At 38.5% G+C, this 22926-nt stretch carries 21 protein-coding genes; 14 read left to right on the top strand and 7 right to left on the bottom strand.

Annotated features, from left to right (window positions below):
* The first annotated feature begins 82 nt into the window (after positions 1–82).
* From EI546_RS03920 to EI546_RS03875, 10 genes are all read left to right on the top strand, one after another.
* Positions 83–343: a heavy-metal-associated domain-containing protein gene (locus EI546_RS03920; RefSeq protein WP_128249320.1), complete on the top strand. Its 261-nt coding sequence runs from the start codon at positions 83–85 to the stop codon at positions 341–343.
* Between the two features lie 330 nt (positions 344–673).
* Positions 674–1714 (top strand): DUF4421 family protein, encoded by a 1041-nt coding sequence (locus EI546_RS03915; RefSeq protein ID WP_164905166.1) that lies wholly within the window; start codon positions 674–676, stop codon positions 1712–1714.
* A 134-nt stretch (positions 1715–1848) separates the two neighbouring features.
* Complete coding sequence (locus EI546_RS03910; RefSeq protein ID WP_128249318.1) at positions 1849–2253, top strand: hypothetical protein; 405 nt, start codon at positions 1849–1851, stop codon at positions 2251–2253.
* A 487-nt stretch (positions 2254–2740) separates the two neighbouring features.
* Positions 2741–3733, top strand: a complete 993-nt coding sequence (locus EI546_RS03905) for a dihydrofolate reductase family protein (RefSeq protein WP_128249317.1) — start codon at positions 2741–2743, stop codon at positions 3731–3733.
* Positions 3734–3838: 105 nt separating this feature from the next.
* Complete coding sequence (locus tag EI546_RS03900; protein ID WP_128249316.1) at positions 3839–4255, top strand: VOC family protein; 417 nt, start codon at positions 3839–3841, stop codon at positions 4253–4255.
* A gap of 34 nt (positions 4256–4289) precedes the next feature.
* Positions 4290–6116 carry an FAD-binding oxidoreductase gene (locus EI546_RS03895; protein ID WP_205649756.1) on the top strand — a complete coding sequence of 609 codons (1827 nt, stop codon included), beginning with the start codon at positions 4290–4292 and terminating at the stop codon, positions 6114–6116.
* A gap of 337 nt (positions 6117–6453) precedes the next feature.
* Positions 6454–6888: a VOC family protein gene (locus tag EI546_RS03890; RefSeq protein WP_128249315.1), complete on the top strand. Its 435-nt coding sequence runs from the start codon at positions 6454–6456 to the stop codon at positions 6886–6888.
* Positions 6889–7912: 1024 nt separating this feature from the next.
* Entirely contained in the window at positions 7913–8767 is an 855-nt protein-coding gene (locus tag EI546_RS03885; protein WP_128249314.1) for a helix-turn-helix domain-containing protein, read from the top strand.
* 218 nt (positions 8768–8985) lie between these two features.
* Positions 8986–9729: a hypothetical protein gene (locus tag EI546_RS03880; RefSeq protein WP_128249313.1), complete on the top strand. Its 744-nt coding sequence runs from the start codon at positions 8986–8988 to the stop codon at positions 9727–9729.
* A 165-nt stretch (positions 9730–9894) separates the two neighbouring features.
* Positions 9895–10332, top strand: a complete 438-nt coding sequence (locus EI546_RS03875) for a nuclear transport factor 2 family protein (RefSeq protein ID WP_128249312.1) — start codon at positions 9895–9897, stop codon at positions 10330–10332.
* Between the two features lie 97 nt (positions 10333–10429).
* Here the strand turns inward: EI546_RS03875 and EI546_RS03870 are convergent, their stop codons facing one another.
* From EI546_RS03870 to EI546_RS03855, 4 genes are all read right to left on the bottom strand, one after another.
* Entirely contained in the window at positions 10430–11209 is a 780-nt protein-coding gene (locus EI546_RS03870; RefSeq protein WP_128249311.1) for a TIGR03915 family putative DNA repair protein, read from the bottom strand.
* Entirely contained in the window at positions 11210–12472 is a 1263-nt protein-coding gene (locus tag EI546_RS03865; protein WP_128249310.1) for a putative DNA modification/repair radical SAM protein, read from the bottom strand. It abuts the gene before it with no gap.
* A gap of 132 nt (positions 12473–12604) precedes the next feature.
* The gene (locus EI546_RS03860; protein ID WP_128249309.1) at positions 12605–13129 is read right to left on the bottom strand and encodes a DUF421 domain-containing protein; all 525 of its coding nucleotides are present in this window, start codon (positions 13127–13129) and stop codon (positions 12605–12607) included.
* A 57-nt stretch (positions 13130–13186) separates the two neighbouring features.
* The gene (locus EI546_RS03855) at positions 13187–13669 is read right to left on the bottom strand and encodes a YciE/YciF ferroxidase family protein (RefSeq protein ID WP_128249308.1); all 483 of its coding nucleotides are present in this window, start codon (positions 13667–13669) and stop codon (positions 13187–13189) included.
* Positions 13670–14289: 620 nt separating this feature from the next.
* Here EI546_RS03855 and EI546_RS03850 point away from each other — a divergent pair.
* The 4 genes from EI546_RS03850 to EI546_RS03835 are packed head-to-tail and all read left to right on the top strand — an operon-like array spanning position 14290 to position 19039.
* A complete protein-coding gene (locus EI546_RS03850) occupies positions 14290–15468 on the top strand; it encodes a glycosyltransferase (protein ID WP_128249307.1) in 1179 nt (392 codons plus the stop codon).
* Positions 15465–16637: a UDP-galactopyranose mutase gene (gene glf / locus EI546_RS03845; RefSeq protein WP_128249306.1), complete on the top strand. Its 1173-nt coding sequence runs from the start codon at positions 15465–15467 to the stop codon at positions 16635–16637. Before EI546_RS03850 ends, glf begins: the two co-directional genes overlap by 4 nt.
* Positions 16618–17781 (top strand): glycoside hydrolase family 1 protein, encoded by a 1164-nt coding sequence (locus EI546_RS03840; protein WP_128249305.1) that lies wholly within the window; start codon positions 16618–16620, stop codon positions 17779–17781. Before glf ends, EI546_RS03840 begins: the two co-directional genes overlap by 20 nt.
* A 58-nt stretch (positions 17782–17839) precedes the next feature.
* A complete protein-coding gene (locus EI546_RS03835) occupies positions 17840–19039 on the top strand; it encodes a glycosyltransferase family 2 protein (protein ID WP_128249304.1) in 1200 nt (399 codons plus the stop codon).
* Here EI546_RS03835 and EI546_RS03830 read toward each other — a convergent pair.
* From EI546_RS03830 to EI546_RS03820, 3 genes are all read right to left on the bottom strand, one after another.
* On the bottom strand, positions 19014–20357 hold the full coding sequence (locus EI546_RS03830) for a bifunctional PIG-L family deacetylase/class I SAM-dependent methyltransferase (RefSeq protein WP_128249303.1): 1344 nt from the start codon (positions 20355–20357) through the stop codon (positions 19014–19016). The genes EI546_RS03835 and EI546_RS03830 overlap by 26 nt on opposite strands.
* Positions 20358–20362: 5 nt before the next feature.
* A complete protein-coding gene (locus EI546_RS03825; RefSeq protein WP_164905165.1) occupies positions 20363–21409 on the bottom strand; it encodes an acyl-CoA dehydrogenase family protein in 1047 nt (348 codons plus the stop codon).
* Between the two features lie 357 nt (positions 21410–21766).
* Positions 21767–22789 (bottom strand): helix-turn-helix domain-containing protein, encoded by a 1023-nt coding sequence (locus EI546_RS03820; protein ID WP_128249301.1) that lies wholly within the window; start codon positions 22787–22789, stop codon positions 21767–21769.
* Positions 22790–22926 lie beyond the last annotated feature (137 nt).

Here is a 22926-nt window from a genome sequence, read left to right as displayed (position 1 = left end):
TTCAAAGGAAAAAAATTCTAAAACCGATAGCTTTTTTTAATTTTCCGTACCTTTAAGTAAATCATTCAATAAAAATTTTAATATGAGCTTATTATCTGAAAATGTTATCCCTGGAAACCACGGTAAAGTATTTGGCACAAATGCGGAAAACGGGGAGGATCTGGATAGGATAATAGAGGCAGTCCGTTCCGTAAAAGGTGTTAGTGATGTTATTATAGATGAAAAAAAGTATCCAAAGGAATTTAAAGTTCTCACCTCAAAACTGGTCAAGATAAAAACCATTGAAAAAAGAGTTAACGCAATTGGTTTTCATACCGTTCCTACAGGATTGTTTGAACTTTAATTAATTGAGAATCGATATTTATTGTCAGGTCGAGCGCATCCCGATAGCTATAGGTTCGAGACTTTTTTTTGTAGTTCATAACAAATGTTATTTTTAAGTAAGGTTTTTATTATTCCCGCTTAAATTAAAAGCGTTGAAACACCAATAAGATTTCTAATTAAAAAAGGACTTTATAAAACATTGAGGCGCTATTGATCCATAACCTTGCATTTAGTAAGGACACAATAGAAAATAAAAATCTGGATGTGCGGATAGTTTTCTATATTTAGAGACCTAATCAAAACACGCGTGAATTATCGGTCTCCTCTCAATTTTAGATATTTATGTTTTTTGTTTGTTGTTATTTGTGCTAAATCGGTTGGTCTTTCCCAGGTTGAAAAGGCGAGGGATTCTTCCTATTTCATATCTTATACGGACAAAGTTGTTGTAGGGTTGAATGTTGATACCCAGACCGACACCTATATATTCCGGGATGATTCTTTTATAGACCGGATGGAAATAACGCCCAACAACTTGTATAGACTCTCAGTTTCCGTGGATTACAAGTTTATAGGGGTAAGCCTAGGGTTCGCTCCAAGTTTTTTCAAGGAAAAAGATGCCCAACGACTTAAAGGAGAATCTTCGTTTAGCGATTACAAATTCCATTTTTTCTTCGGACAATTTGTACAAGGTTTACAATATCAGAGTACCAAAGGGTATTACTTCGTCAATACGGGCGATTATATTGACGATTGGCAAGATGGAAAAGATCCCTATGTTCAATTTCCCGATTTAAAGAAAACAATTTATGGCATGAGTAGCGGCTATGTTTTCAATAAAAACTTTTCCTATCGATCATTGATAGGATATACGGAACGACAAATAAAAAGTGCAGGTAGTGTGGTGCCGATTCTGTATTATGATTACACTCGTTTCTCCAATGTTTTTTACGGTGAGAAAAGCGTGGAGAAGCAACTCAACTTCCGTCTCGCCGTTGGTTATTACTATACCTTCGTTCTCTCGGGAAAATGGTTCGCAACAGCGGGACTTTCCCCTTCAATTGCTGTCCGTTTCTCACATTTTATAGACAGTGAGGCCGATGGTCATGAAACGCAAGAGAAGGAAACCTATCTGCTTCAGGCTTTGGATGGGGTATTGCAAATTGGATTTAATGGAAGACGTTTTTTTGGTGGCGGCAAGCTCATTTTAAATGCCGACAAATATGACGAGGATAGCCAGAGCCATATCGAAAACAACCAAATTTATAGTTTGGCATATTTCGGACTAAGGTTTGACGCACCCAGATTCATTTCCAAACCTGTTGAGGATGTGGAAAACAAGGTCCAAAAAAATCTGGAATCGCTTAAGAAGGAGAAACCGAAAAGCAAATAATAAAATTAGCGCATGGATATGGAGAAGCAGACCCACGGTTAATAGGAAAAGGATGCGAAGATTATTTCGCCGTTTAACGCTATAGTCTTCAATGATTGTATTAAATTTGAGGGAAACAATCAAAACAAATGATTATGAAGTCTTTTAAAATCGCTATTCTGTGCTTTTGCACTATCTTTTTTATATCCTGTAAGGATAAATCCACAGACTCAAAAGTTGACTTGGAAACAGAACCTACAACGGAACTTACTGCACCCGATAATTCGCATGCCGTAGATATCGATGACGAAAACGACACGCCAGGCATAATGAGAACTCAGGATATGACGGACATGTACCAAGAGTTGAATATGACCGAAGACCAAATAAAACGCTTCGAAGAGGATTACAAGCAAAAATTAAACAGGAGATCCAGTGATAATATCGAGGACCATAACCTTGTAGATCTTCAAATGGATGAAAGCCTTAAGGATGTGCTGACACCGGAACAGTACGCTAAATTCCAGGAATGGAGGAAAAGCAATCCAGGGGAGAGGTAATACTTTGGTCGTAAGACGGCAGTGGGTAGAGTTTAATAAAAACTATGAGATCCCATCCATTTTTTTGGTCCAGATTTTCTTTACCATTGGAATTCAATGGATTTTAGGGTTAAACGGAGGCTACAAAATGACATTTACCAATTTCCACAGGAAATAAACATTAATTTTTTTAGGGGCAAATTCAGAAATGTTGGGGGACGGTACGGACGACAACTTCCAATAATTATCTTGAGCCTATAGTCGATACCTCGCAGGAGGCCTGGATAAAGACTATGGAGCATTTTCATCAAACAAAAACGGAATGGATCAACTTTCTGGAAAAATTCGATATTAAGGGAATTTGAAACCCTTTACCCTTTAAATGGGATGACTTATTTTGAACACATCCACGCCATTATACAGCACGACGCCTACCACCTTGGACAGATTGTTTTGCTTTCAAAATTCGTAACACCCAAGATGTAATCTTATTTTAAATCGGTCCGTCATGAGAAAGGTAGTTGCAGCCATAAATATGACACTCGACGGTGTCTTCGACCATACCGCTGGTTTGCCCGATGCGGATATCCATAAGCATTATACAGAACTTCTGGATAGATCGGGGGTCATTATGTATGGTAGAAAAACTTTTCAATTGATGGAATTTTGGCGGAGCTTATTGGAAAATCCTTCCGAAGAAAAATCGATGAATGACTTTGCTTTGGCAATTGACAAGATTCCAAAAATAGTATTTTCCAAAACACTTCATAATCTAGATTGGATAACTGCAACCATAGCAAAACGCGACTTAAAAGATGAAATATTAGAACTCAAAAAACAATCCGGCAAAGACATCCTAATTGGTAGCCGCAGTTTAATTATGCAGCTTTTAAATCTCAATTTAATTGATGATTTCCAGCTTTGCATCTATCCTGTTATCGCGGGAAAAGGTTTGTCTTTATTTGAAAACATAAATGAAAGGAGAATTCTTAAACTTATAAGGATAAAAACTTTTAATAGTGGAGCGGTACTTCATTACTATGCACCGAAAAAATTGGCAAATTCAAATTATCATAGCATCTTTTTCGTAAATTCAAGTATAAATACTGTCTATAAAGCGATAACTGAAAGCATTCCTGAGTGGTGGACAAAAGATTTCTCTGGCACCGCGAATATTTTAAAGGCTGAATTTACCGTTCGCTTTGGCACCACTTTCAAAACGATGAAGGTCATTGAATTAATTCCCAATGAAAAAGTAGTTTGGGTATGCATCGATACCTTGATCGATATTCCTGAACTCAAAAACAAGAAGGAATGGAAGAACACCAAAATTGTGTTGGATTTATCCGAAGAAAAAAGTAATGTCAAGATTACGTTGACCCATTTCGGGTTGACGCCTGAAGTGGCTTGTTACCAGATATGTAAAATGGGGTGGGAATCATTTTTGGAAAGTTTGACAAAGTTTTTGGAAACTGGGAAAGGAACACCATTTAAACCTTAAACCAAAACTGCCCTGCTGGCTGCGCATCCCAGTGGGGATTGGCAATCTGTGCAGACCAAGTTTTAAAAAATAGCAAAATGTATACATACTAAAAAATCTTAGAATATGAACAAAATATATGATACCTATCGACCCAAAGGATTTGGAACTGTAAGTAGTTATTTAATGGTCGAAAATCCGGAGGAATTAATTAATTTCCTCAAAAAAGCATTCTATGCAGAAGAATTGAACCGTTCCATCAATCCCAAAAACGGCGTAATTGCAAACATTATCCTAAAAATTGGAAATAGCTGCTTTATGATCAGTCAGGCGAGAGGAGAGTTTTTAAATATGAGAACGTCATTCTATTTATATGTAGATGACGTTGATAAGTTACACCAAAGAGCGATTGAAAATGGTGCCAAAGAAGAATTTGCACCCAGGGATATGGAATACCAGGACCGGCAGTCGGGAATAATCGACCCCAGCGGAAACTATTGGTGGATTTCGAAACGCCTTGTCAATAAAGATTATGAAGATTAGATAAATAACGACCAAAATTTATTTGCGCACCCTTATGGCAATAAGCAGAAGAAAGTTTTTATGGTTAAGTGGGATTTCCATGATTGGGTTTCAGCTATTATCCCCATTTGGAAATGCAGTATGGGGAAATTCCAAAATCCCAAATGCTCGAGTGAGGCCTGGAGATGCCAACTGGCCATCACCAAAAAAATGGGAGCGATTAAAAAATTCATTAAAAGGCGAATTAATAAAGCTTGAATCTCCCTTTGATGTCTGCAAAACCACGGGAGATGTGGAGGCATGTAAAACCTTGTTCCAAAATTTAAAAAACCCATATTTTCTCGGGGATAGTCCCGCACTCACCCAGACCTTGGGATGGTTTAAAGCGTGGGAAACCCAGCCGAGTGTTTATGCAGTAGCTGCCCAAAATTCCACGGATGTCGCGGCAGCGGTCAATTTTGCAAGAATTAATAATTTACGATTAGTGGTAAAAGGCGGTGGACACAGTTATCAAGGTACATCAAACGCTCCAGACTCCTTACTTATCTGGACAAGAAAGATGAACTCAATTACACTTCACAATTTATTTGTGGGTAAAGATTGCGAAGGGATTCAAGAGCCGCAACACGCCGTCACTATAGAAGCTGGAGCAATGTGGCTGCAAGCTTATGATGCTGTTACTACCAAAGGAGGAAGATATGTGCAAGGTGGAGGATGTATGACAGTGGGCGTGGCAGGTCTGATTCAAAGTGGCGGCTTCGGAAGTTTCTCAAAAAACTATGGTCTTGCCGCAGCGGGATTGCTAGAAGCGGAAATGGTAACCGCAAACGGGGAAATAGAAATTGTAAATGCAGTCAGAAAACCAGATCTGTTCTGGGCATTGAAAGGAGGCGGAGGAGGAACCTTTGGTATAGTGACAAAAGTGACATTACGAACGAGGGAATTACCAGAAAAATTTGGGGCGGTATTCGGTAAAATAAGCGCAGGTTCAAACAATTCTTTTAAAATGTTAATTGAAAAGGTAATTCAGCTATACAGAAATGAATTATTTAATCCGCATTGGGGAGAAACCATTTCCTTTCATTCTGATAATAGTATGGATTTTAGCTTGGTTTTTCAAGGTATAAACAAAGAAGAGGCGGAATTGGCTTGGAAGGATTTTAGAAGTTGGCTTAATGATAATCAAGATGATTTCACAATTGATAGACCATTGACAATTATCGATTTGCCCGCAAGAAGTTTATGGGATGTTGATTTTTTAAATGAAAATGCGCCTGGTTTAATCAAAATGGATGAAAGGGAAGGAGCACCCTCTAAAAATGCATATTGGGCTTCCAACCAGCAAGAAGCGGGACAATATTTATTGGCCTATCAATCCATTTGGATCCACAAATCCTTATTGGAAGAAGAAGAACAATATAAGCTGCGGGATGCCCTTTTTGAGGCCAGCCGACTATGGACAACTTCGCTTCATTTTAATAAAGGATTGGCCGGTGCCAAGGGAGAGGAGTTAGAGGCTGCTAAAAACACGGCGATGAATCCTGTTGTTTTAGATTCGTTTGCACTGGCCATCATTGCCGGAGAAGAAGAGCCATCTATGGAGGGCTTATCTGGCCTTGAACCCGATTTGCAGACCGCCACAAAGGGAGCTACAAAAATTAATGCCGCTATGATTGCCCTAAAAAAGGCACTTACCCCAACCGGAAGTTATCTGGCGGAAAGCAGTTATTTTGAAGAGAATTGGCAACAATCCTATTGGGGAGAGAATTATAAAAAACTGTCCGAAATTAAAAAGAAGTACGATCCGGATGGTTTGTTCTTTGTTCATAACGGCGTTGGCAGTGAAGAATGGAGCGCGGATGGATTTACAAGGAAGCAATAGTAACCAATAAAGCAAAAAGTAGGGAGCTTATAGCTTCAAGATGAAAAGCTAATGCGAAGGAAATGTCTATAATTTACCATTTACCAACTCCAAAGCCGTAGGATTCAAGACGTAGGACGTAAGAGTTAAGTCCTTGGAGCTGTGACAGTAGTAAATTCTGCTTTTATTATTCAAAGAAAATAGAACCGTAGCAAAGCCCGAAGTCAGGCTTTTAGCGGTTATTTTTGATTCATTAATTGATTTGGCCCAAGAAACCGACAAAGTCTTTTGGCTTAGGTCTTAAAGCAGAGCGGTCCCATGTTATATCTAAATTAACAATAATTAATAACAATAAATTATGCCACGTATCAACCCTTACATCAACTTTAATGGCAATGCCGAAGAGGCATTCAATTTTTACAAATCTGTATTTGGCGGAGAATTCTCGCGTATTGCCCGATTTGGGGATATGGCCAGTGAGGAATACCCCATTTCTAAAAAGGAAGCCAACAAAATTATGCACATCACCCTTCCCATTGGCCATAATGTATTGATGGGTAATGACGTTCCTGAAAGTATTGGAAGAGTCAATGAAAATGAAAACCGCTCAAAAATTGCCATTAACGCGGAGAGTAGGGAAGAAGCAGACAAATTGTTTAACGGCCTGTCCGAAGGTGGAAATGTTGAATATCCTTTAAGTGACAGTCCTTGGGGCTCTTATTTCGGAATGTTTCGTGATAAATATGGAATTGAATGGACGGTGGACTTTGATCCAAATGACAGAAGAATATAGTATTCTATCTGCCAACTGGGATATAGAAAGCAAAATGGATGGTTTAAGAGGTAAAACCTAAAAATGTCACCTCGAGCGCAGTCGAGAGGTCTTGTGGTCTCAAATGCGCTCGACCGGACACAATACTAAATAATTTCATGGTAAGTGATTTATAAAAAGAATGTCACCTCGAGCGCAGTCGAGAGGTCGAGCGCAGTCGAGAGGTCTTGTGGTCTCAACTGCGCTCGACCGGACACAATACTAAATAATTTCATGGTAAGTGATTTATAAAAAGAATGTCACCTCGAGCGCAGTCGAGAGGTCTTGTGGTCTCAAATGCGCTCGACCGGACACAATACTAAATAATTTCATGGTAAGTGATTTATAAAAAGAATGTCACCTCGAGCGCAGTCGAGAGGTCCAGCCCAGTCGAGAGGTCTTGTGGTCTCAACTGCGCTCGACCGGACACAATACTAAATAATTTCATGGTAAGTGATTTATAAAAAGAATGTCACCTCGAGCGCAGTCGAGAGGTCGAGCCCAGTCGAGAGGTCTTGTGGTCTCAACTGCGCTCGACAGGTCACAATACTAAATAATTTCCTGGTAAGTGATTTAAAAAAAGAATGTCACCTCGAGCGCAGTCGAGAGGTCCAGCCCAGTCGAGAGGTCTGAAGGTTTCAACTGCACCCGACCGGACAAAATAGAGGATAAGCTCAGGTTAAGTGATTTAAAAAAAGAATGTCACCTCGAGCGCAGTCGAGAGGTCGAGCCCAGTCGAGAGGTCTTGTGGTCTCAACTGCGCTCGACAGGTCACAATACTAAATAATTTCCTGGTAAGTGATTTAAAAAAAGAATGTCACCTCGAGCGCAGTCGAGAGGTATTGAGGTATCGACTGCGCTAGATAGGACACGAGCCGGGGTTAATTTCTTTATCCACTATATTCAAAATAGAGCGGGAAGTACCATTTGAAATTCCATCACAAAATTGGCTTTATTAGTGAAAGATATTTTGAATTGTATTAATTTTAAACCTAATTGTCTGACAATGCCAAAGATAACGCTCCTTCCACCTTGCAAATCATTGTCCTCGTTTGTAAAAAATTACCAATATCTGGAATTCGATACTGAACAAAAGGATTTAATAAAGCCCTGGCACGCCCTTCCCGAAGCTTATCTTGTCTTTTTTCTTAATGATAGACCCTTGGGAATGGTCAGCGAAAAGGGAAGGTCACTTTTTGAGGTGCAATCAAACATTTGGATCCAAGGACTCGCTACGCATTTTAATGGGTTGATGAAGTTTAACGGCACTTATAGAATATGGCTGGTGCAATTTCTCCCATCAGGTTTTCAACGGTTGCTCGGTCTCCCATTGGACGGGATAACCAACCAGCTTGTGGACGCCGAGGGTATTTGGGGTCAAAAGTGTTCCGATCTGCAGAAGCGTCTTCAAGATTCCGTAAAGCCCGAAGAGATGGCAATACTTGTTGATGCCTTTTTAAGAAATTTTATTTCACTTAAGAATTTACACAATGAAAAGGATCCTATAACGATAGTTTCCAATGAAATAAACCGTACGCAAAGCTTTGCCAACATAAACGTGTACGCAAAAAAGGCCAACATGAGTACTCGGAACTTTGAGAGAAAATTCAGAGAGCAGGTAGGAACTTCGCCCAAACTATATTGTCAGTTGCTGCGTTTTCTTCACGCTGTAGAACTTAAAAGCGCCCTTCCCCAAAAAAATTGGACGGAAATAACCTATGAATGTGGGTATTTTGATCAAATGCACCTAATAAAGGACTTTAAAAGATTTTCCGATTCCACCCCACAAAACTTCTTCCTTAATACTCCTCCTCCATTAGTTGAATATTCCAAGGAGCCGCGGGAGTTTTCAATAGGCTGATTAATAAGGGAAATTTTCACTTTTCCAAGTCTCAATTTTAACACCCTCTGTCGTATTCATACTATTTATGGGTCTTTCTTCCGTTCTAATTTTATTGAATTAATAAATCAGGAACATCCATTGTTGACCATCGAAATCCATCAGTATGGGTGAGGGGTGTGCGATTTATATATGGAAGAAATTACAAGGGGAATGTTGAAAATTAAAATCTAATAATCATGGAAACAGAAAATACCAACTCAGCGCAACAGGAAACCAGTGGACAATATGTAAATATCTCGGAAGAAAAATTAATGTCACTTGTAAATCTAGGCTATGGAAATTCCGGTGATACCCCAAATCCTGAGGAACCTCACAAACCTGGTCCTTGGGATCCGATACTTCGACAAATCTGCAATCGCTATTTCGGACCTTCTCCCCAACCTTGGAGATCTGAATCGCATTTAAGTGATTTTCTGTGGAATATCCTAGCTGAAAGAATTCCCGCTCTCTATGATACTATCTATTGGGGCCGTTTGGATTGGGCAGCTTTAAATCCGCAACCTTTACCACCTAAATCCATTTTTGCCGATCGTTTTAACTGGGCCTCTCTCAATCCACAACCGCTTCCTCCAAAATCGGCCGTTATAGTGGAATTTACCGAGCAGGTTTTGGACCGCATTTTTCTTATGCAGGAAATAGGAGACGGCTTGAATCGGACTGGACAGGAACAGGGAATCATCATCGTGAGTGGCAAACTGGATGAATTGGTGGACGAATTATGTCCCAGACCATATAAATTTCCTTTTCCTGGGCCCAAGCGTGATTTGGAAAATGGTCTCCCTGGTTTGGATCTTCTTAGAGCTGCAAAAGTAATTCGGAATAGGGCAGAAATCTGTTCCAATAATCAGCTTAAAGAAGAATTGTTGCATGCTGGAAGGAAATTGATGGAGGTAGGAATTGACAGGCTTGAATATAAATAAGATCATTCAACTTGACTAAATAATCTAAAAATAATTTCCATATGTCTGGAAAACGTTAGTTACTGTAGAATGTATAAGAATAAAATAGACTGATCATTTTAAATAGAAACCTATGAAACCAATAAAATTAATAGTAGGCATATTTTAAAATCTAAAACCACAAAAATGAAAAAGTTAATTCTTATCACTTGTCTCCTTGGGTCTACATATATTTCTGCCCAATCTAATTCCATTGAAACCGAAATTAATTCCCTTGAGAATGCAATGGCTCAAGCGATAGTTAAACAGGACACCATATACTTAAAAAAGGTCTGGGCACCAAATATGATCGTAAACGCCCCAATCAATAGGGTGGTTGTGGGTGGACAGATAAAAATGGTCGCATCCGGATTTATTAGGTATAAATCCCTTGAAAGCCATAATGAAAAAATAATGGTCAAGGATAACCTGGTTATTTCCATGGGCACTGAAACCTTGGAAACTTTGGGCAGCAATTATCCCCAGGCAGGGCGGATGGTTACAAGACGCTATACCAATATTTGGCAAAAGCAAGGCGACAATTGGATATTGATTGCCAGGCAGGCCAGTAACCTTTGCGAATGAGCAGCTTGTTCTATGGATTCCTGACCGGCCATACGAACTTGCCATGAAAAACAACATAATGTTTCCATTTTATCTAACATTAAATAATTGCGTTAAATCACACCTGTTTCTCGCTAAGATATTTCCAATATCTTTTGGGGATGTGCTGGATATGAAGCTTTAGATTTTTTCTTGAGGGAATATTCGTGCTTTTAAAATAATCCTGCCATAGCTTTTGAAATTCCATTTCGTCAGGTGAGAAGAATTCATCGCTCGTATGGACGGGATCGAAATTTGAAGGCAACTCCAAGGTGATTGTTTCTACAGTTTGCAGATTGTAATAAATGCCATAATTTCTTGAAAGGTCATAGATTATCCATTTCTGGTCTGCGTATCTGGACTTAAAATGTTTTGTAATCAATGGGAGTACATCGAAATCGGGTTCGATAGTGGCGAAATATATATTGTCTTGGGTGAGTCGAAACCTAACGAAGGCCTCCATTCTATGTTTTTCACGGCCTACACTTTTGGCGATTTGGGAAACGGTCAAAACCGTGGGATTGGAAAAGTTGGAATCTATGGGGGAAGTGCTTTTTAAAGCATATTGAATATAGTTCAATAGTAAATTCTCTACCTCCACTTTTCCACTTAAAAAAGCATAATACAATCGGGATTTCCCCCTTAGGGTTGTTTTCTTTTTTATAGTATTCCATACCCGTTCAGCCTTATCTGGATCGGTGCGGATTTCAAGATTGGAAGCGAAAAATGACTCCTGAAAAGCACTTTTACGAATGATTTTGGGCTGAGCCAATTTCAAGTTATAGACTTCAAAAACACAGGTCAGGAAACCTTCGAAACTTCCGTCATAGATCAAATATGTTTCTTCGGTGATTGGCATCTATGTAAATAAATTCAATTGTGGTCCCAGTGAATTTCGGTATTTACTCTGGGTGTTTTGGAGTATAAGCGACTTCAATTGTATTCCCGTTAAGTCCCTTCGTTCAAAATCCCTTGATTCACATATAAGAAAATATTTCGCCCTATTTAGGGCAACTCCCATTCGTTGAATATGCTCCCAGTTCAACCTTCGGAAACGCCTAGCCTCAATTATTTTGTAAACCGATTTCATTCCTAAACCAGGGACCCTCGCCAGCATTCTTTTATCCGCCTTGTTTATATCTACTGGAAATTGGTCCAGATTCCGAAGTGCCCATCCCAATTTCGGATCTACATCAAGATCTAGATTTTGGTGGTCGTTGTTTAAAATTTCATTTACATCGAAACCATAAAAGCGCATGAGCCAATCGGTTTGGTACAATCGATTTTCGCGCAGCATGGGAACTTCTGTACCAATTTGAGGCAATCTCGAATCATAACTAATAGGGATGTAACCAGAATAATAGACCCTCTTTAAGTTGAATTTCTTATAAAAATAGTTGGACGTCCACATTATTTGCTGATCGGTTTCTCCACTGGCACCAATGATCATTTGGGTGCTTTGTCCCGCTGGAGCAAATTTTGGGGTGCTTTTAATGATGTTCTTTTCCGATTTATATTGGATGATTTCATTTTTCACTTTAATCATCGGTTTAAGAAAATCCTCTCTATTTTTTTCCGGAGCCAAAAGCTTCAATCCTTCCTTTGTAGGAATCTCAATGTTAACACTTAATCTATCTGCATATAATCCTGCCTCCTTCATCAATTCATCTGACGCTCCCGGGATAGATTTTAAGTGTATATACCCATTGAAATTTTCTTCTAATCGCAATTTCTTGGCTACTGCCACCAGACGTTCCATTGTATAATCTGCACTTTTGAAAATTCCGGAACTTAAAAACAGACCTTCGATATAGTTGCGGCGATAGAAATTAATGGTGAGGTCAACCACTTCCTGCACCTGAAAAGCGGCACGTTTAATATCATTACTTTTTCTGGTAACACAATAGGCGCAGTCGAAAATGCAATAATTGGTAAGTAGGATTTTCAAGAGGGAAACGCATCTTCCATCTTCCGTATAGGAATGGCAAATTCCCATTCCGGTGGCATCTCCCAATCCTTTAGTTTTATTGGAGCGTTTGCTTCCGCTGGAGGAACAGGAAACATCGTATTTAGCGGCATCTGCCAGAATTTTCAGTTTTTCTTGGGTTCTCTCGAAGGACATTTCTATTTCTAAATAAGAGACAGTTTGGTAAGATTCCAAAATTATGGAATAATTCCAAATAAGAAAAGCTTTTTATATTTTTTTGTATACACTAGTTAGGATGTACAGAGAAAAAAACTCAATAACTACTTTTCATTCCCTATTCACATCTTTTAAAAGCCAGGGATCTAAGTGCACCGAATCCTCGTCGGAATGTAGTACTGAAATATCGCCAGTGGTTTCAAAAACTACCGCATGCACTTGAGAAAGATCCAGCACATTTGCTTCTCTCAATTTTGCCCGGAGATCGCCCTCGGTAACTCTTGCCTTCTTCAGATTGTCGTACAAAATGGAGGATCCGTTCATAAGTAGGAGGGGAGTATTGTCAATAGCATTTGTAACATATTTAAATCGCCTAAAAAATGCGGCAAGCAATTGGAGTGTATATACTAGAAAAAGCCCGAATGCTCCTTCTAAAATAGATACGTTGGAAGAGAGGATCGTGGTAGCGATCAAGGAACCTACTGCAACGGTCATTGCGAAATCAAAACTTGACATTTTACTAAAACTTCGTTTTCCAAAGATTCGGGTAAGAAATATAACAACAATATAAATTATAAGAGTGCTCAGAAAAATCTGGAGAGCTGTTGAGGTAGAGATATTAAACCATTTTCCCATAATTTTTTAAAGTATAAAAAAACCCGCTTTCACGGGTTTTCGATTAATTCAGGGTAATTACTTCGCCTTGCGGTTAAGGCGCTTTTCGGCGAGATCATTGAGCACTTTGTCGGCATTATATTCTTCATCCAGTGTTTTTTGTAATTTCTTGGCTATGTCTTTATGGCCAAGCTCTTTTGCATATCGCACGGCAGTTCCATATCCGGAAATTTCGTAATGCTCTACACGCTGCGCCTCGGCGATGATCCCTGCATCCAGAACCTCTTTGTCTTTAACTTCCTTCATAAAATCGCTGGCTTCTTTTACCAAACCTTGCATTGCCTTGCAGGTTTCCTCCTTCGGATCGATTTTTAATTCTTTACAGATTTCCTCAAGACGCGTTTTGTGTTCTTTAGTTTCTTCAAGATGGTCTTCAAACGCCTTCTTTAATTTGGCATCATTTGCATTTTCAACCATTTTTGGCAGTGCTTTTACAAGTTGGCTTTCGGCGCTGTACAAATCCTGTAATTGATGTTCGAAAAGTTCTTCTAAGTTTTTCATAGCTTTTTAGTTTTTAGGTTTTAACAGATTTATTTTTTGATTGAATATTCTTTGGACCATTATGTTGTCGTGTTAACCGCGAATTGCAAATAATAACCTCGGTTAATTGATGACAAATCCCGTTTCCAAATATTGATTTTAAAATTATATTTTTTGGGCACTCAATATTAGGTCATTATGAAAAATTTATCGAGACTTTCACATTGTTGTTAAATGATCACTCCAAGAATATAATATTGTATCATTCATAATTCTAACCGATAAGTACCAGACGAAAAAATAAAGCACGGAATTGGGGCGTATGTAAAAAAGGAGTCTTTTCCACCTCCGTATCCATATTTTATTGGATAAAGTGAAATTATCAATGTCCTAATTATACACCAATACTTCTTGTTGGAAATTCCCATAATAATTTTTTTTTTCTAATCTCCCTGGGTTGAAATAGTCTCTTCAATTTCCCATTCTTTGCCCTCGAAGGTGCAAATGCCAATAAAAAGTCAAAGTGTTAATGTTTTTACTTTTTGCATTATTCCTATGTGTTCATTCCGCATAATTTTGAAATAAAAATTATCATTTTCTAAATAAAATTCACAAAAACTAGGTTAAGAGCCTTAGTCATTATGGAAGAAATTATATTAAATTCGAAAAAGACCTCCAGTTTTCCCAATGGGAACCAAAAAATTGCTACTGGAAAAAAACAGAATTCCGTCGCTTTTTCTAAGGAGAACTTGGTTTCCTATGATCTTGTTGTCTTCTGCCACTTACGCTGGGCTTTTGTTCATCAGCGGCCACAGCATATTATCAGCAGACTTTCTAAAAAGTATAAGGTTTTATTGGTGGAGGAACCTATACCTTGTCTGGAAAATGAAAGAGGAACATATGATTTGGATGAAATTTCCCCGACCCTTCACGTATTAAAGCCGAAAGTTAATGCGATTTCGGAAATACCCTTGGTTCTTGAGAGAATGCATCTCGATAGAACGGTAAGCATTGGATGGTTTTATTCTGCAGCGTTCAGCGTGTTAATTCCGCATTTCAATTTTGAGACCATAGTTTATGATTGTATGGACGAGCTAAGCCTTTTTAAGGGTGCACCTTGCGAATTGGTTGTGCAGGAAAAATGTTTGATGGCCCAGGCGGATGTTGTTTTTACGGGCGGAACTGCATTATACGAATCTAAATGTAATGGACATACTAACGTGCATTGTTTTCCCAGTTCGGTAGATAGGGAGCATTTTGCAAAGACGAAAGACGATATCGCTATCCCTGAGGATGTAAAGAATATCGCACATCCGATCGTGGGATATTTCGGAGTGATTGATGAAAGAATCGATTACGACCTGTTAGAAAAGACTGCCCTATCCCTGCCCGAAGTCTCATTTGTAATGTTAGGACCGCTTGCCAAAGTAAGTGAAGAAGAACTTCCCCGGGCAGCCAATATCCATTATTTGGGAATGAAAAGTTATGACCTTCTACCCAATTATCTAAAGGCCTTTGATATTGCGATGATGCCTTTTGCCATGAATGATGCCACCAAATATATAAGCCCAACGAAGACCTTGGAATATATGGCAGGTGGAGTTCCTATTATTTCAACAGCAATCAAGGACGTGGTCCGACATTATGAAAGCTGTGTTTCTATTGTTAAGTCTGCGGAAGAGTTTAAGAAATCCATCATAGATCTCTTACATATTAATTCGGAATCGTACCAAAAGGAGTTTCAGGATATTTTGTCAAAAACTTCTTGGAACGCCACGGTAGAAAGTATGCATAAACTTATAAAAACAAGCAAAAAATGAGAGCAGATGTAGTTATTATAGGGTCGGGCATTTCTGGAGCCGTATTGGCGGAAAGATATTCCAAGGCGGGAAAAAAAGTTCTGATCTTGGAAAAGAGGGACCATATTGGCGGAAATTGTTATGATTATATCGATGAGAATGGCATTTTGGTTTCTAAATATGGTGCACATCTTTTTCATACTGACATGAAAGAGGTTTGGGAATATGTAAATCGCTTTTCCGATTGGTATCCCTGGGAGCACAAAGTTCTGGCAAAAGTGGATGACCAATTGGTGCCGATACCCGTGAATATTAATACGGTTAACAAACTATTCGGTTTGACCATCTCCACCGAAGAGGAAATGATAGAGTGGTTAGAAAAAAATAGATTGCCAATTAAGGATCCAAAGAATGGCAAAGAGGCTGTGCTTGATAAGGTCGGTCCTGTGCTTTATGAGAAAATGTTTAGGCACTATACCAAAAAACAATGGGATAAATACCCCGAGGAATTGAATGCCTCGGTTTTAAATCGTATTCCAGTGCGGACCAATACGGACGACCGTTACTTTTCCGATAGATTTCAGGCGCTACCAAAGCATGGATATACCAAAATATTTGAGAAAATGTTGGACCATCCTAATATCACTGTAAAACTTAATACGGATTATTTTGACGTTATGGATAAGTTAATTGGATATACAAAACTTTTCTATACGGGTCCGATTGATAGGTTCTTTGAGTTTAAGCATAGTTTGGAGGATAAGCTAGAATACCGATCTATTAATTTTGTTTCGGAAACCGTAGATAGTGAATTTTTTCAATCCAATTCAGTGGTTAATTATCCCGGTAGGGAAGTGGATTTCACCCGAATTGTTGAGTACAAACATTTTGGCAAACAGAAATCTGAAAAAACAACTATTGTAAAGGAATATACTACCGATGAAGGAGATCCGTACTATCCTGTTTTGAATGAAAAAAACCTTGCTATCTATCAAAAATATCAAGAGGAAGCGGCTAAAGTGAAGGATGTTTATTTCGTAGGAAGATTAGCCAACTATAAATATTTTAATATGGATCAGGCTTTTAAAAACGCGCTTGATCTGTTTCACTCCTTGGAAGGGGACAGCGATGCGAATCTAGAAGAAAAATTAAACAAAACCTTTAAGAGCAATGGAATTGAAGTTCAATAGTTTCTTTATGGGCGGCTTTGAATGTGCTGACCAAATAAATCGATCGGGAGAGCGGGTGAATCTTATGAAGGAAACCAAGCATGATGTTTGGGTAAAACAAGATTACCAACTTCTGGAGGGTATAGGAGTAAAAGTTGTTCGTGAAGGAGTGTGTTGGAGCCGTGCAGAAACGGCTCCTTATATTTTTGATTTCTCCTATCTCATTCCCTTTTATGAGGCTGCCAAGGAAATGGGATTTCAAATTATTTGGGATATGTGCCACTTTGGTTATCCTGATGGTCTGATCCCGACACATCCTCAGTTTACTTCCCGATTTGTAGCCCTATGTGAGGCTTTTTCTATATTCCACTCACAACAGACTACGGAGCCTTTGATGGTGGTGCCCATTAATGAAATCAGTTTCCTTTCCTGGCATTCCGGCGATGTTAGGGGAACGGTACCTTTTGCCATTAATAGCGGCGACGATATTAAATATCATCTATGCAAAGCAGCGATTGAGGGGGCGAAAAGATTAAAGGAAATCGATCCCACCTGCATACTTTTCATTATTGAGCCATTGATTAAAATACATGCTGCGGATGATTCCATTTCTGCAGCTGAATTGGCTTTAATGAACCATAACCAATTTAAATCAATGGACGTTTTGTTGGGAATAGCAATTCCAGAATTGGGAGGAAGCAGAAATCTTTTTGATTTTTTAGGCTTTAACTACTATTACAATAATCAGTGGGACCATAAAAATGAACGGATTCCTTGGCCAGAAATTCCTGGCAAACCGATGACGCCACTTTCACATTTGTTGCTGATGGCATATAACCGTTATTCGATGCCAGTACTCCTTACCGAAACGGGACATTTTGGAGTGGGTAGGGATCTCTGGTTGAAAAAAATAACCTTGGAATGTATGGAAGCGATGGATTTGGGTGTGGACCTAAGGGGAATTTGTATCTATCCAATCATAGATCGACCCGATTGGGATGACTTAACTCTATATAGTAAGAGCGGTATTTGGGATTTGGGTGAAAATAAGGAACGCATTGGAGATAGTGGATATCTCCAGGCATTTAAAGAGTGTGATGAGATGATAGAAAGATTTCTCCATCCTACAAAATCCTCTCTTAATCTATTGAACGTCGATAAATAAACCATTTATTGATTGATATTTTTGGCGAACTCCAATTAAAGAATGTTATTAGGTGGGAATGAATAGTTTGTTGAATATCAGTACAGAAGAGAGCGAATTGCTGGAATTTATTGATGGCATTTCACAGGAATTAGAGACCATTCTCCCACCACCAGATGGCTTGTTCAAAATGGTTGTAATAATTCCGGCAAAGGACGAAGCAAACCAAATAGAAGATACTTTACTAAGTTTAGCCCATCAAGTTGATTCCGATAATAACCCGATTCAGAAACATTATTTCGAAGTTCTCGTATTGTGCCATAATTGTTCGGACAATACCTTTGGAATAGTAGAACAATTTTTTAAAGAACATCCACAATTATCTGGGCATGTTTTACGGTTAGATTCGGAAAAGGCAAATACTGTAGGTGCAGCCCGAAGAGTATTAATGAACATCGCCTACCATCGTCTTACATCAGAGAAGGGATTGATCATTAGTACAGATGCAGATACAGTACCCCACCCACATTGGCTCTATCATTTAAATGGTTATGTGGATAAGAATTTTGATTTTATTTGTGGTAGAATAGTTCCCAACTATGAAAATTTGAATCCACAGGCGTTGAAATTCCTACTGGCAAAAGATGAATATCTAGATTTGAGGAGTGAATTGGGAGCTCTTATTTTTCCTAATCCAGATGATCCGTGGCCTAAACATGAATATAATTGGGGTCCTAATATTGCCATTAAGAAAAAGGCTTATGGTGCTATTGGTGGGATTCGTCCAATGCACTTTCTTGAGGATGTGGATTTATATAATCGAGCAGTGGGACAGGGATATAAAGCTAGACATTGTAACAACACTATAGTAACCACATCCACCAGAATTGATTCTCGTTGTTCGGAAGGTTTCGGGGCTGAACTTAAGGACTGGGCCCATATCCCAGGAGTATCCTATTATGTGGAAGGATTGGAAAAGCTCTTAATACGTTATTCTATTTATAATTTAATAAAAAGGCTTTTTCTTTCCTATTCAGAAAATATCATTTCCGAAATTATCAGATTAAGCCATATTAAGAAGGAAGAGCTGGAGCGATTTTATAATATTCCCCTTAACTACGAAAGTTGGGTGATTGCTATGGACGAACATTTAAAAAATAACATAGAATGGCATTCCGAGTATCGCAATATTTCCGTTTTTAATGCCTGCCGCGAAATAAGAGAATATATCGATTCTCAAAAGAAAGAGGTTTCTACCCTTTCTTCTCCCAAAGCATAAGTTCAAATCTGTCAGCAGCAGAGGAGGATAGAAGAGCAAATGCTTTCTCCTTTTCGTTAAAGGACTCGAAAAGTTGATGTACTTTTTTTCCATTTAACGGATATTCCCGAACAAAGGAAGTCCAATGCACCATCAAAAATTGGCCGTTAATTTCCAGGTTTTTCGATATGTGCTCAAAAATATTCCACAGGGTATTTTTATCGAAATAATATCCCATTTCACACATACTTATAAACTGGAACGGTCCTGTTGGAAAGTCTTTTTCTATATCTCTTATTTCAAAAGTAACGTTGGGTAAGTTGGTAGATTTTTTGGCAGTTTCAATGGCTTCCGCACTTATATCTACGGCCAACAATTTTTTACAATGATTTGCGAGATGGGAGGTGTGAATGCCAATGGAGCAACCCATTTCCAATCCATTTTTATATAATTTTCCGTTTAGAAATTGGTCAATCGTTTTGTATTTACTTTTTTCATAATCACTATTCCGGAAATTCCATGGGTCGGGATTATGGTCATAAAGAGTATCGAAATAGGATTTAGTGAGAGATGGAACTGACTCGGGTTTTTTAAAGAAATAAAACTCGTACGGTGTCAGGAAGGGCTCAAGTAAGTACTCTGTTAAAATAAACCCTTGAGGATCGTCATCAATAAGATGTGAGGTTTGTGATTTATGTGCAAGGATAGCTTCTCTCTTTTTAACTAATTTGGAACTTATCTCCAAACGGTAAATTTCTCTTTCGTCCTTGAGTGGCCAATCTTTTTCAACCGAGTTTTTCCATAGCCAGATGGGATATTCTATCAATTGTATTTCCGAATCAACTTCTTCCGCCGCCAACTTACCCAATTTACACGAAGCTATGTGGTCCGGATGCGGATCCCTTTCCCAGGGAAGTATGATTGACGAGATTGAAAATTCCTTCAATATTTGGATAAGTTTTTCCCGATTTTTAACCTGAATATTTTCATTTAGCTTGGATAGGCACGAATCAGGTTGTCGCATGAAGAATACATCCTCTTTTTTAACTCCCAGTATTTCGCAGGATTTTATGGCTTCTTTTTCGCGAAGGGCCGCCAATTTCTTTGGTGGATATTCCTTTGAATTTGGGTGAGATGCCCCGCCACTTGTTACAAAACAAACGAATACGGAAATATTTTGTTCCAATAAAAACTGTATAAGTCCGCCGCAACCCAAAACCTCATCATCGGGATGTGGGGCGAGGATTAGGGCATTGCCAATTTGTTTGCTCAACTGCTCGGACGCCAGTAATGGTGAGAATAATAAGGTCTCTGAAGTAAGATGTTCTTCGCTTTCCATAGCAGCTATTTCTTTTCTCGTGTAACAAAGTCTCCAACACTGGCCAGAGCGGCATCGGGCCCTGCCTGTTTTAAATAAACTCTCAAATCGCGGATAGGTTGCTCTAAAGGGTGGTTTTTCATGCTAGCTTGAACGCCTACGGCTTTTTCTGCAAGGGAAATAATCTCCTCACAAATATCCAAAGTGGCGTAGCGCATCATATTTGCAAAATTTACTTTGTTTTTAATCGAAGCTTCTTCCAGTTGGCTTTCGAATACGATTGCGTGGTATATCCACTGTTCGGCGCTTTCCATTAGAATGGCCATTTTTCCCAACCGTTGTTTTTGGTAGGGATCGGAATTTCGTTTTTGCTTTTTGAGGTGTTGCAAGGTTCTATCGAAAATAGTTTTTGCACCTCCAAGTTGAACTGCAGAAAACCGGACTCCACCCCATGAAAAATGGGGTTCTTTAAAATAATCGCCAGGATTTCCCAAGAATTGATCCGCCGAAATCTTGATTCCGGAAAAATCTATTTTACAGCTCACTGATGCCCGCATTCCAATTGGGTTCCATAAAGACCAATCAGCCTCTAGTGGGGTCTCTTCCGAAATATCCATTAAAATCATTTGAGGTTTTTTGGATCTTTCCGCAGTAACGATTGCCATGGACAGGTTTGTTCCGCCCGAGCAAAAGTTTTTCGCACCCTCGAGGAAGAAGTTTTCATCTTTTTTTCTTATTCTAACATTCTCACTTGACGCTTCGGTATTCCATACTCCAAAGAGTGCTTTCTCCTGCGCCTTTTCAAAATATTTCTTTTTCTGATTTTCGGTCCCGTAAGCATTAATAAGTAAAAGTGCATTAATATGCCCCTCGATTATCCTTCCTATAGATAGGTTACCTTTTCCCAATTCGAACAGTATATTTAAAAGATTTTGAGGATTGTTCACATCAATGCTTTCATTTTTTGAAAAAACTGGAAGTAATATTTTCATTAAATCCAATTCTTTTAGGAGAAGCTTACTTTCCAAAGGAAACTTTTGCGGATCATCGCCAATATTTTTGAATAGATTCATATAATCATTTGCCTTAAACATAGCTCTAAGAAATGCAATTAGTTTAATTGGATGTGGGCTATCTTTTAACCCTTATAAAACTAAAATTTTCCAAGAAATCTATAATTCCGGTTTTGAATCTTTTAACGTATGGAAATAAGAATTACAGGCCAATTGACAAGGGACGAAGCCTAGAAACTAGAGCCTAGAGTCTAGCGTTTAAAGTCTGGAGAGTAGTGGGCGGAAATAATAATTTATATTGGGGAATAGAAACTAAAATAAAATTGGCCGTATCAGGTTACAAAATATTCGTGTATTCGCGGCAGAAAACTCCCGCTTTTTGAGATTTAAGAAACTGGAAACCCGAAAAAAACTAAACTAGGAACTCCTATTTTGCCTCTTACGAATATCAGATGGAGAGCAGCCATATTTATTTTTATAGATTTTGGAAAAATAACTTTTGCTGGAAAGACCTACCCGATAAACAATTTCTGAAATAGACAATTCGCTATTTCGAAGGAGCTGGTTGGCCAAATCCAGTCTCTGGTTCTGCACATAATTGTTTACAGTGGTATTAAAAATTGCTTTAAAGCCATTCTGAAGCTTATTAATATTCATCCCTACTTCTTGTGACAGAGTATGGACAGATGAAAAATCAAGAATATTTTCATCTATTTTATTGGCGGCTTCTTTTATAAGTTTCATTTCGGAGGTTCGCAATACCGTTTTATTTTCTGGTAATTCTAAATCATCCTGGTACTGTAATATTTGATTGATCAGGATCTTGAGTGACATACTTTCAAGAAATAAAGACCTTAGAAATGCATCTTCATCAAATTCGTCTATTTCAATAAATAGATCTGCTATTTTTACACTATATAGACTCGTGTGATAAAATGGGTAGGAGGCATTGGTATCTTTCAAAATGTCTCCCATATTTTTTCCAATTCCCTCTAGAGAGCATTCTCTGTGACTGAGAAATTCTTCCCTGTTTATTTCCAAACTGTTGACCACGGTCCTTACGCCACTCTTGAACCTTAAAATATGTCCGTTTTTATGGTCACTGGCCACAATGATATTATCAAGGACATCTAAACTGTGCCAAGAAGTCTGATTCTCAAACTGGTGTGAAATTTTTCCCTGTTCGCAGAATATGAATTTTAAAGGGTGAATTTTATCTACAATAAATCTTATCTGAAGATCCTCTAGAAAAGTACAGTCATAAAATATTAAACCCAGACCATCTTCAAAATCAATCCCCGTTATCTTTCCTGTTCCATAATTAGCAGGAATTGAAATGCTATATTCATTGCATTCCTTATTAACGGTAACACCAAATTCCTTGGCTAAATCTTGGAGAACCAATTTTAAGGGAATGGAATGGGACAGGATGGTTTGCATTGAGCCTTAAGTTTGCTACAAGATAGTCTCATTTCATGAAAATGGCTAATTTTTTGTTCTATAATAATACTCTAGAATACCTCACCTAAAATTTCAATTCTAAAATTTCAGTTCTAAAATTTTAATTTAAAATCTCG

Origin of the sequence: Aequorivita sp. H23M31, assembly GCF_004022485.1 — a bacterium.
Lineage (GTDB): Bacteria > Bacteroidota > Bacteroidia > Flavobacteriales > Flavobacteriaceae > Aequorivita > Aequorivita ciconiae.
This window is presented reverse-complemented; position numbering and strand designations above follow the sequence as displayed.

What these genes read in the sequence shown, in the direction of transcription:
- EI546_RS03860 (WP_128249309.1), bottom strand. Translation starts at nt 13,129, where the DNA reads ATGGGAAAATGGTTTAATATCTCTACCTCAACAGCTCTCCAGATTTTT.
- EI546_RS03900 (WP_128249316.1), top strand. Translation starts at nt 3,839, where the DNA reads ATGAACAAAATATATGATACCTATCGACCCAAAGGATTTGGAACTGTA.
- EI546_RS03885 (WP_128249314.1), top strand. Translation starts at nt 7,913, where the DNA reads ATGCCAAAGATAACGCTCCTTCCACCTTGCAAATCATTGTCCTCGTTT.
- EI546_RS03840 (WP_128249305.1), top strand. Translation starts at nt 16,618, where the DNA reads ATGGAATTGAAGTTCAATAGTTTCTTTATGGGCGGCTTTGAATGTGCT.
- EI546_RS03910 (WP_128249318.1), top strand. Translation starts at nt 1,849, where the DNA reads ATGAAGTCTTTTAAAATCGCTATTCTGTGCTTTTGCACTATCTTTTTT.
- EI546_RS03850 (WP_128249307.1), top strand. Translation starts at nt 14,290, where the DNA reads ATGGAAGAAATTATATTAAATTCGAAAAAGACCTCCAGTTTTCCCAAT.
- EI546_RS03825 (WP_164905165.1), bottom strand. Translation starts at nt 21,409, where the DNA reads ATGAATCTATTCAAAAATATTGGCGATGATCCGCAAAAGTTTCCTTTG.
- EI546_RS03895 (WP_205649756.1), top strand. Translation starts at nt 4,290, where the DNA reads ATGGCAATAAGCAGAAGAAAGTTTTTATGGTTAAGTGGGATTTCCATG.
- EI546_RS03875 (WP_128249312.1), top strand. Translation starts at nt 9,895, where the DNA reads ATGAAAAAGTTAATTCTTATCACTTGTCTCCTTGGGTCTACATATATT.
- EI546_RS03820 (WP_128249301.1), bottom strand. Translation starts at nt 22,789, where the DNA reads ATGCAAACCATCCTGTCCCATTCCATTCCCTTAAAATTGGTTCTCCAA.
- EI546_RS03855 (WP_128249308.1), bottom strand. Translation starts at nt 13,669, where the DNA reads ATGAAAAACTTAGAAGAACTTTTCGAACATCAATTACAGGATTTGTAC.
- EI546_RS03880 (WP_128249313.1), top strand. Translation starts at nt 8,986, where the DNA reads ATGGAAACAGAAAATACCAACTCAGCGCAACAGGAAACCAGTGGACAA.
- glf (WP_128249306.1), top strand. Translation starts at nt 15,465, where the DNA reads ATGAGAGCAGATGTAGTTATTATAGGGTCGGGCATTTCTGGAGCCGTA.
- EI546_RS03905 (WP_128249317.1), top strand. Translation starts at nt 2,741, where the DNA reads ATGAGAAAGGTAGTTGCAGCCATAAATATGACACTCGACGGTGTCTTC.
- EI546_RS03830 (WP_128249303.1), bottom strand. Translation starts at nt 20,357, where the DNA reads ATGGAAAGCGAAGAACATCTTACTTCAGAGACCTTATTATTCTCACCA.
- EI546_RS03890 (WP_128249315.1), top strand. Translation starts at nt 6,454, where the DNA reads ATGCCACGTATCAACCCTTACATCAACTTTAATGGCAATGCCGAAGAG.
- EI546_RS03865 (WP_128249310.1), bottom strand. Translation starts at nt 12,472, where the DNA reads ATGTCCTTCGAGAGAACCCAAGAAAAACTGAAAATTCTGGCAGATGCC.
- EI546_RS03835 (WP_128249304.1), top strand. Translation starts at nt 17,840, where the DNA reads ATGAATAGTTTGTTGAATATCAGTACAGAAGAGAGCGAATTGCTGGAA.
- EI546_RS03920 (WP_128249320.1), top strand. Translation starts at nt 83, where the DNA reads ATGAGCTTATTATCTGAAAATGTTATCCCTGGAAACCACGGTAAAGTA.
- EI546_RS03870 (WP_128249311.1), bottom strand. Translation starts at nt 11,209, where the DNA reads ATGCCAATCACCGAAGAAACATATTTGATCTATGACGGAAGTTTCGAA.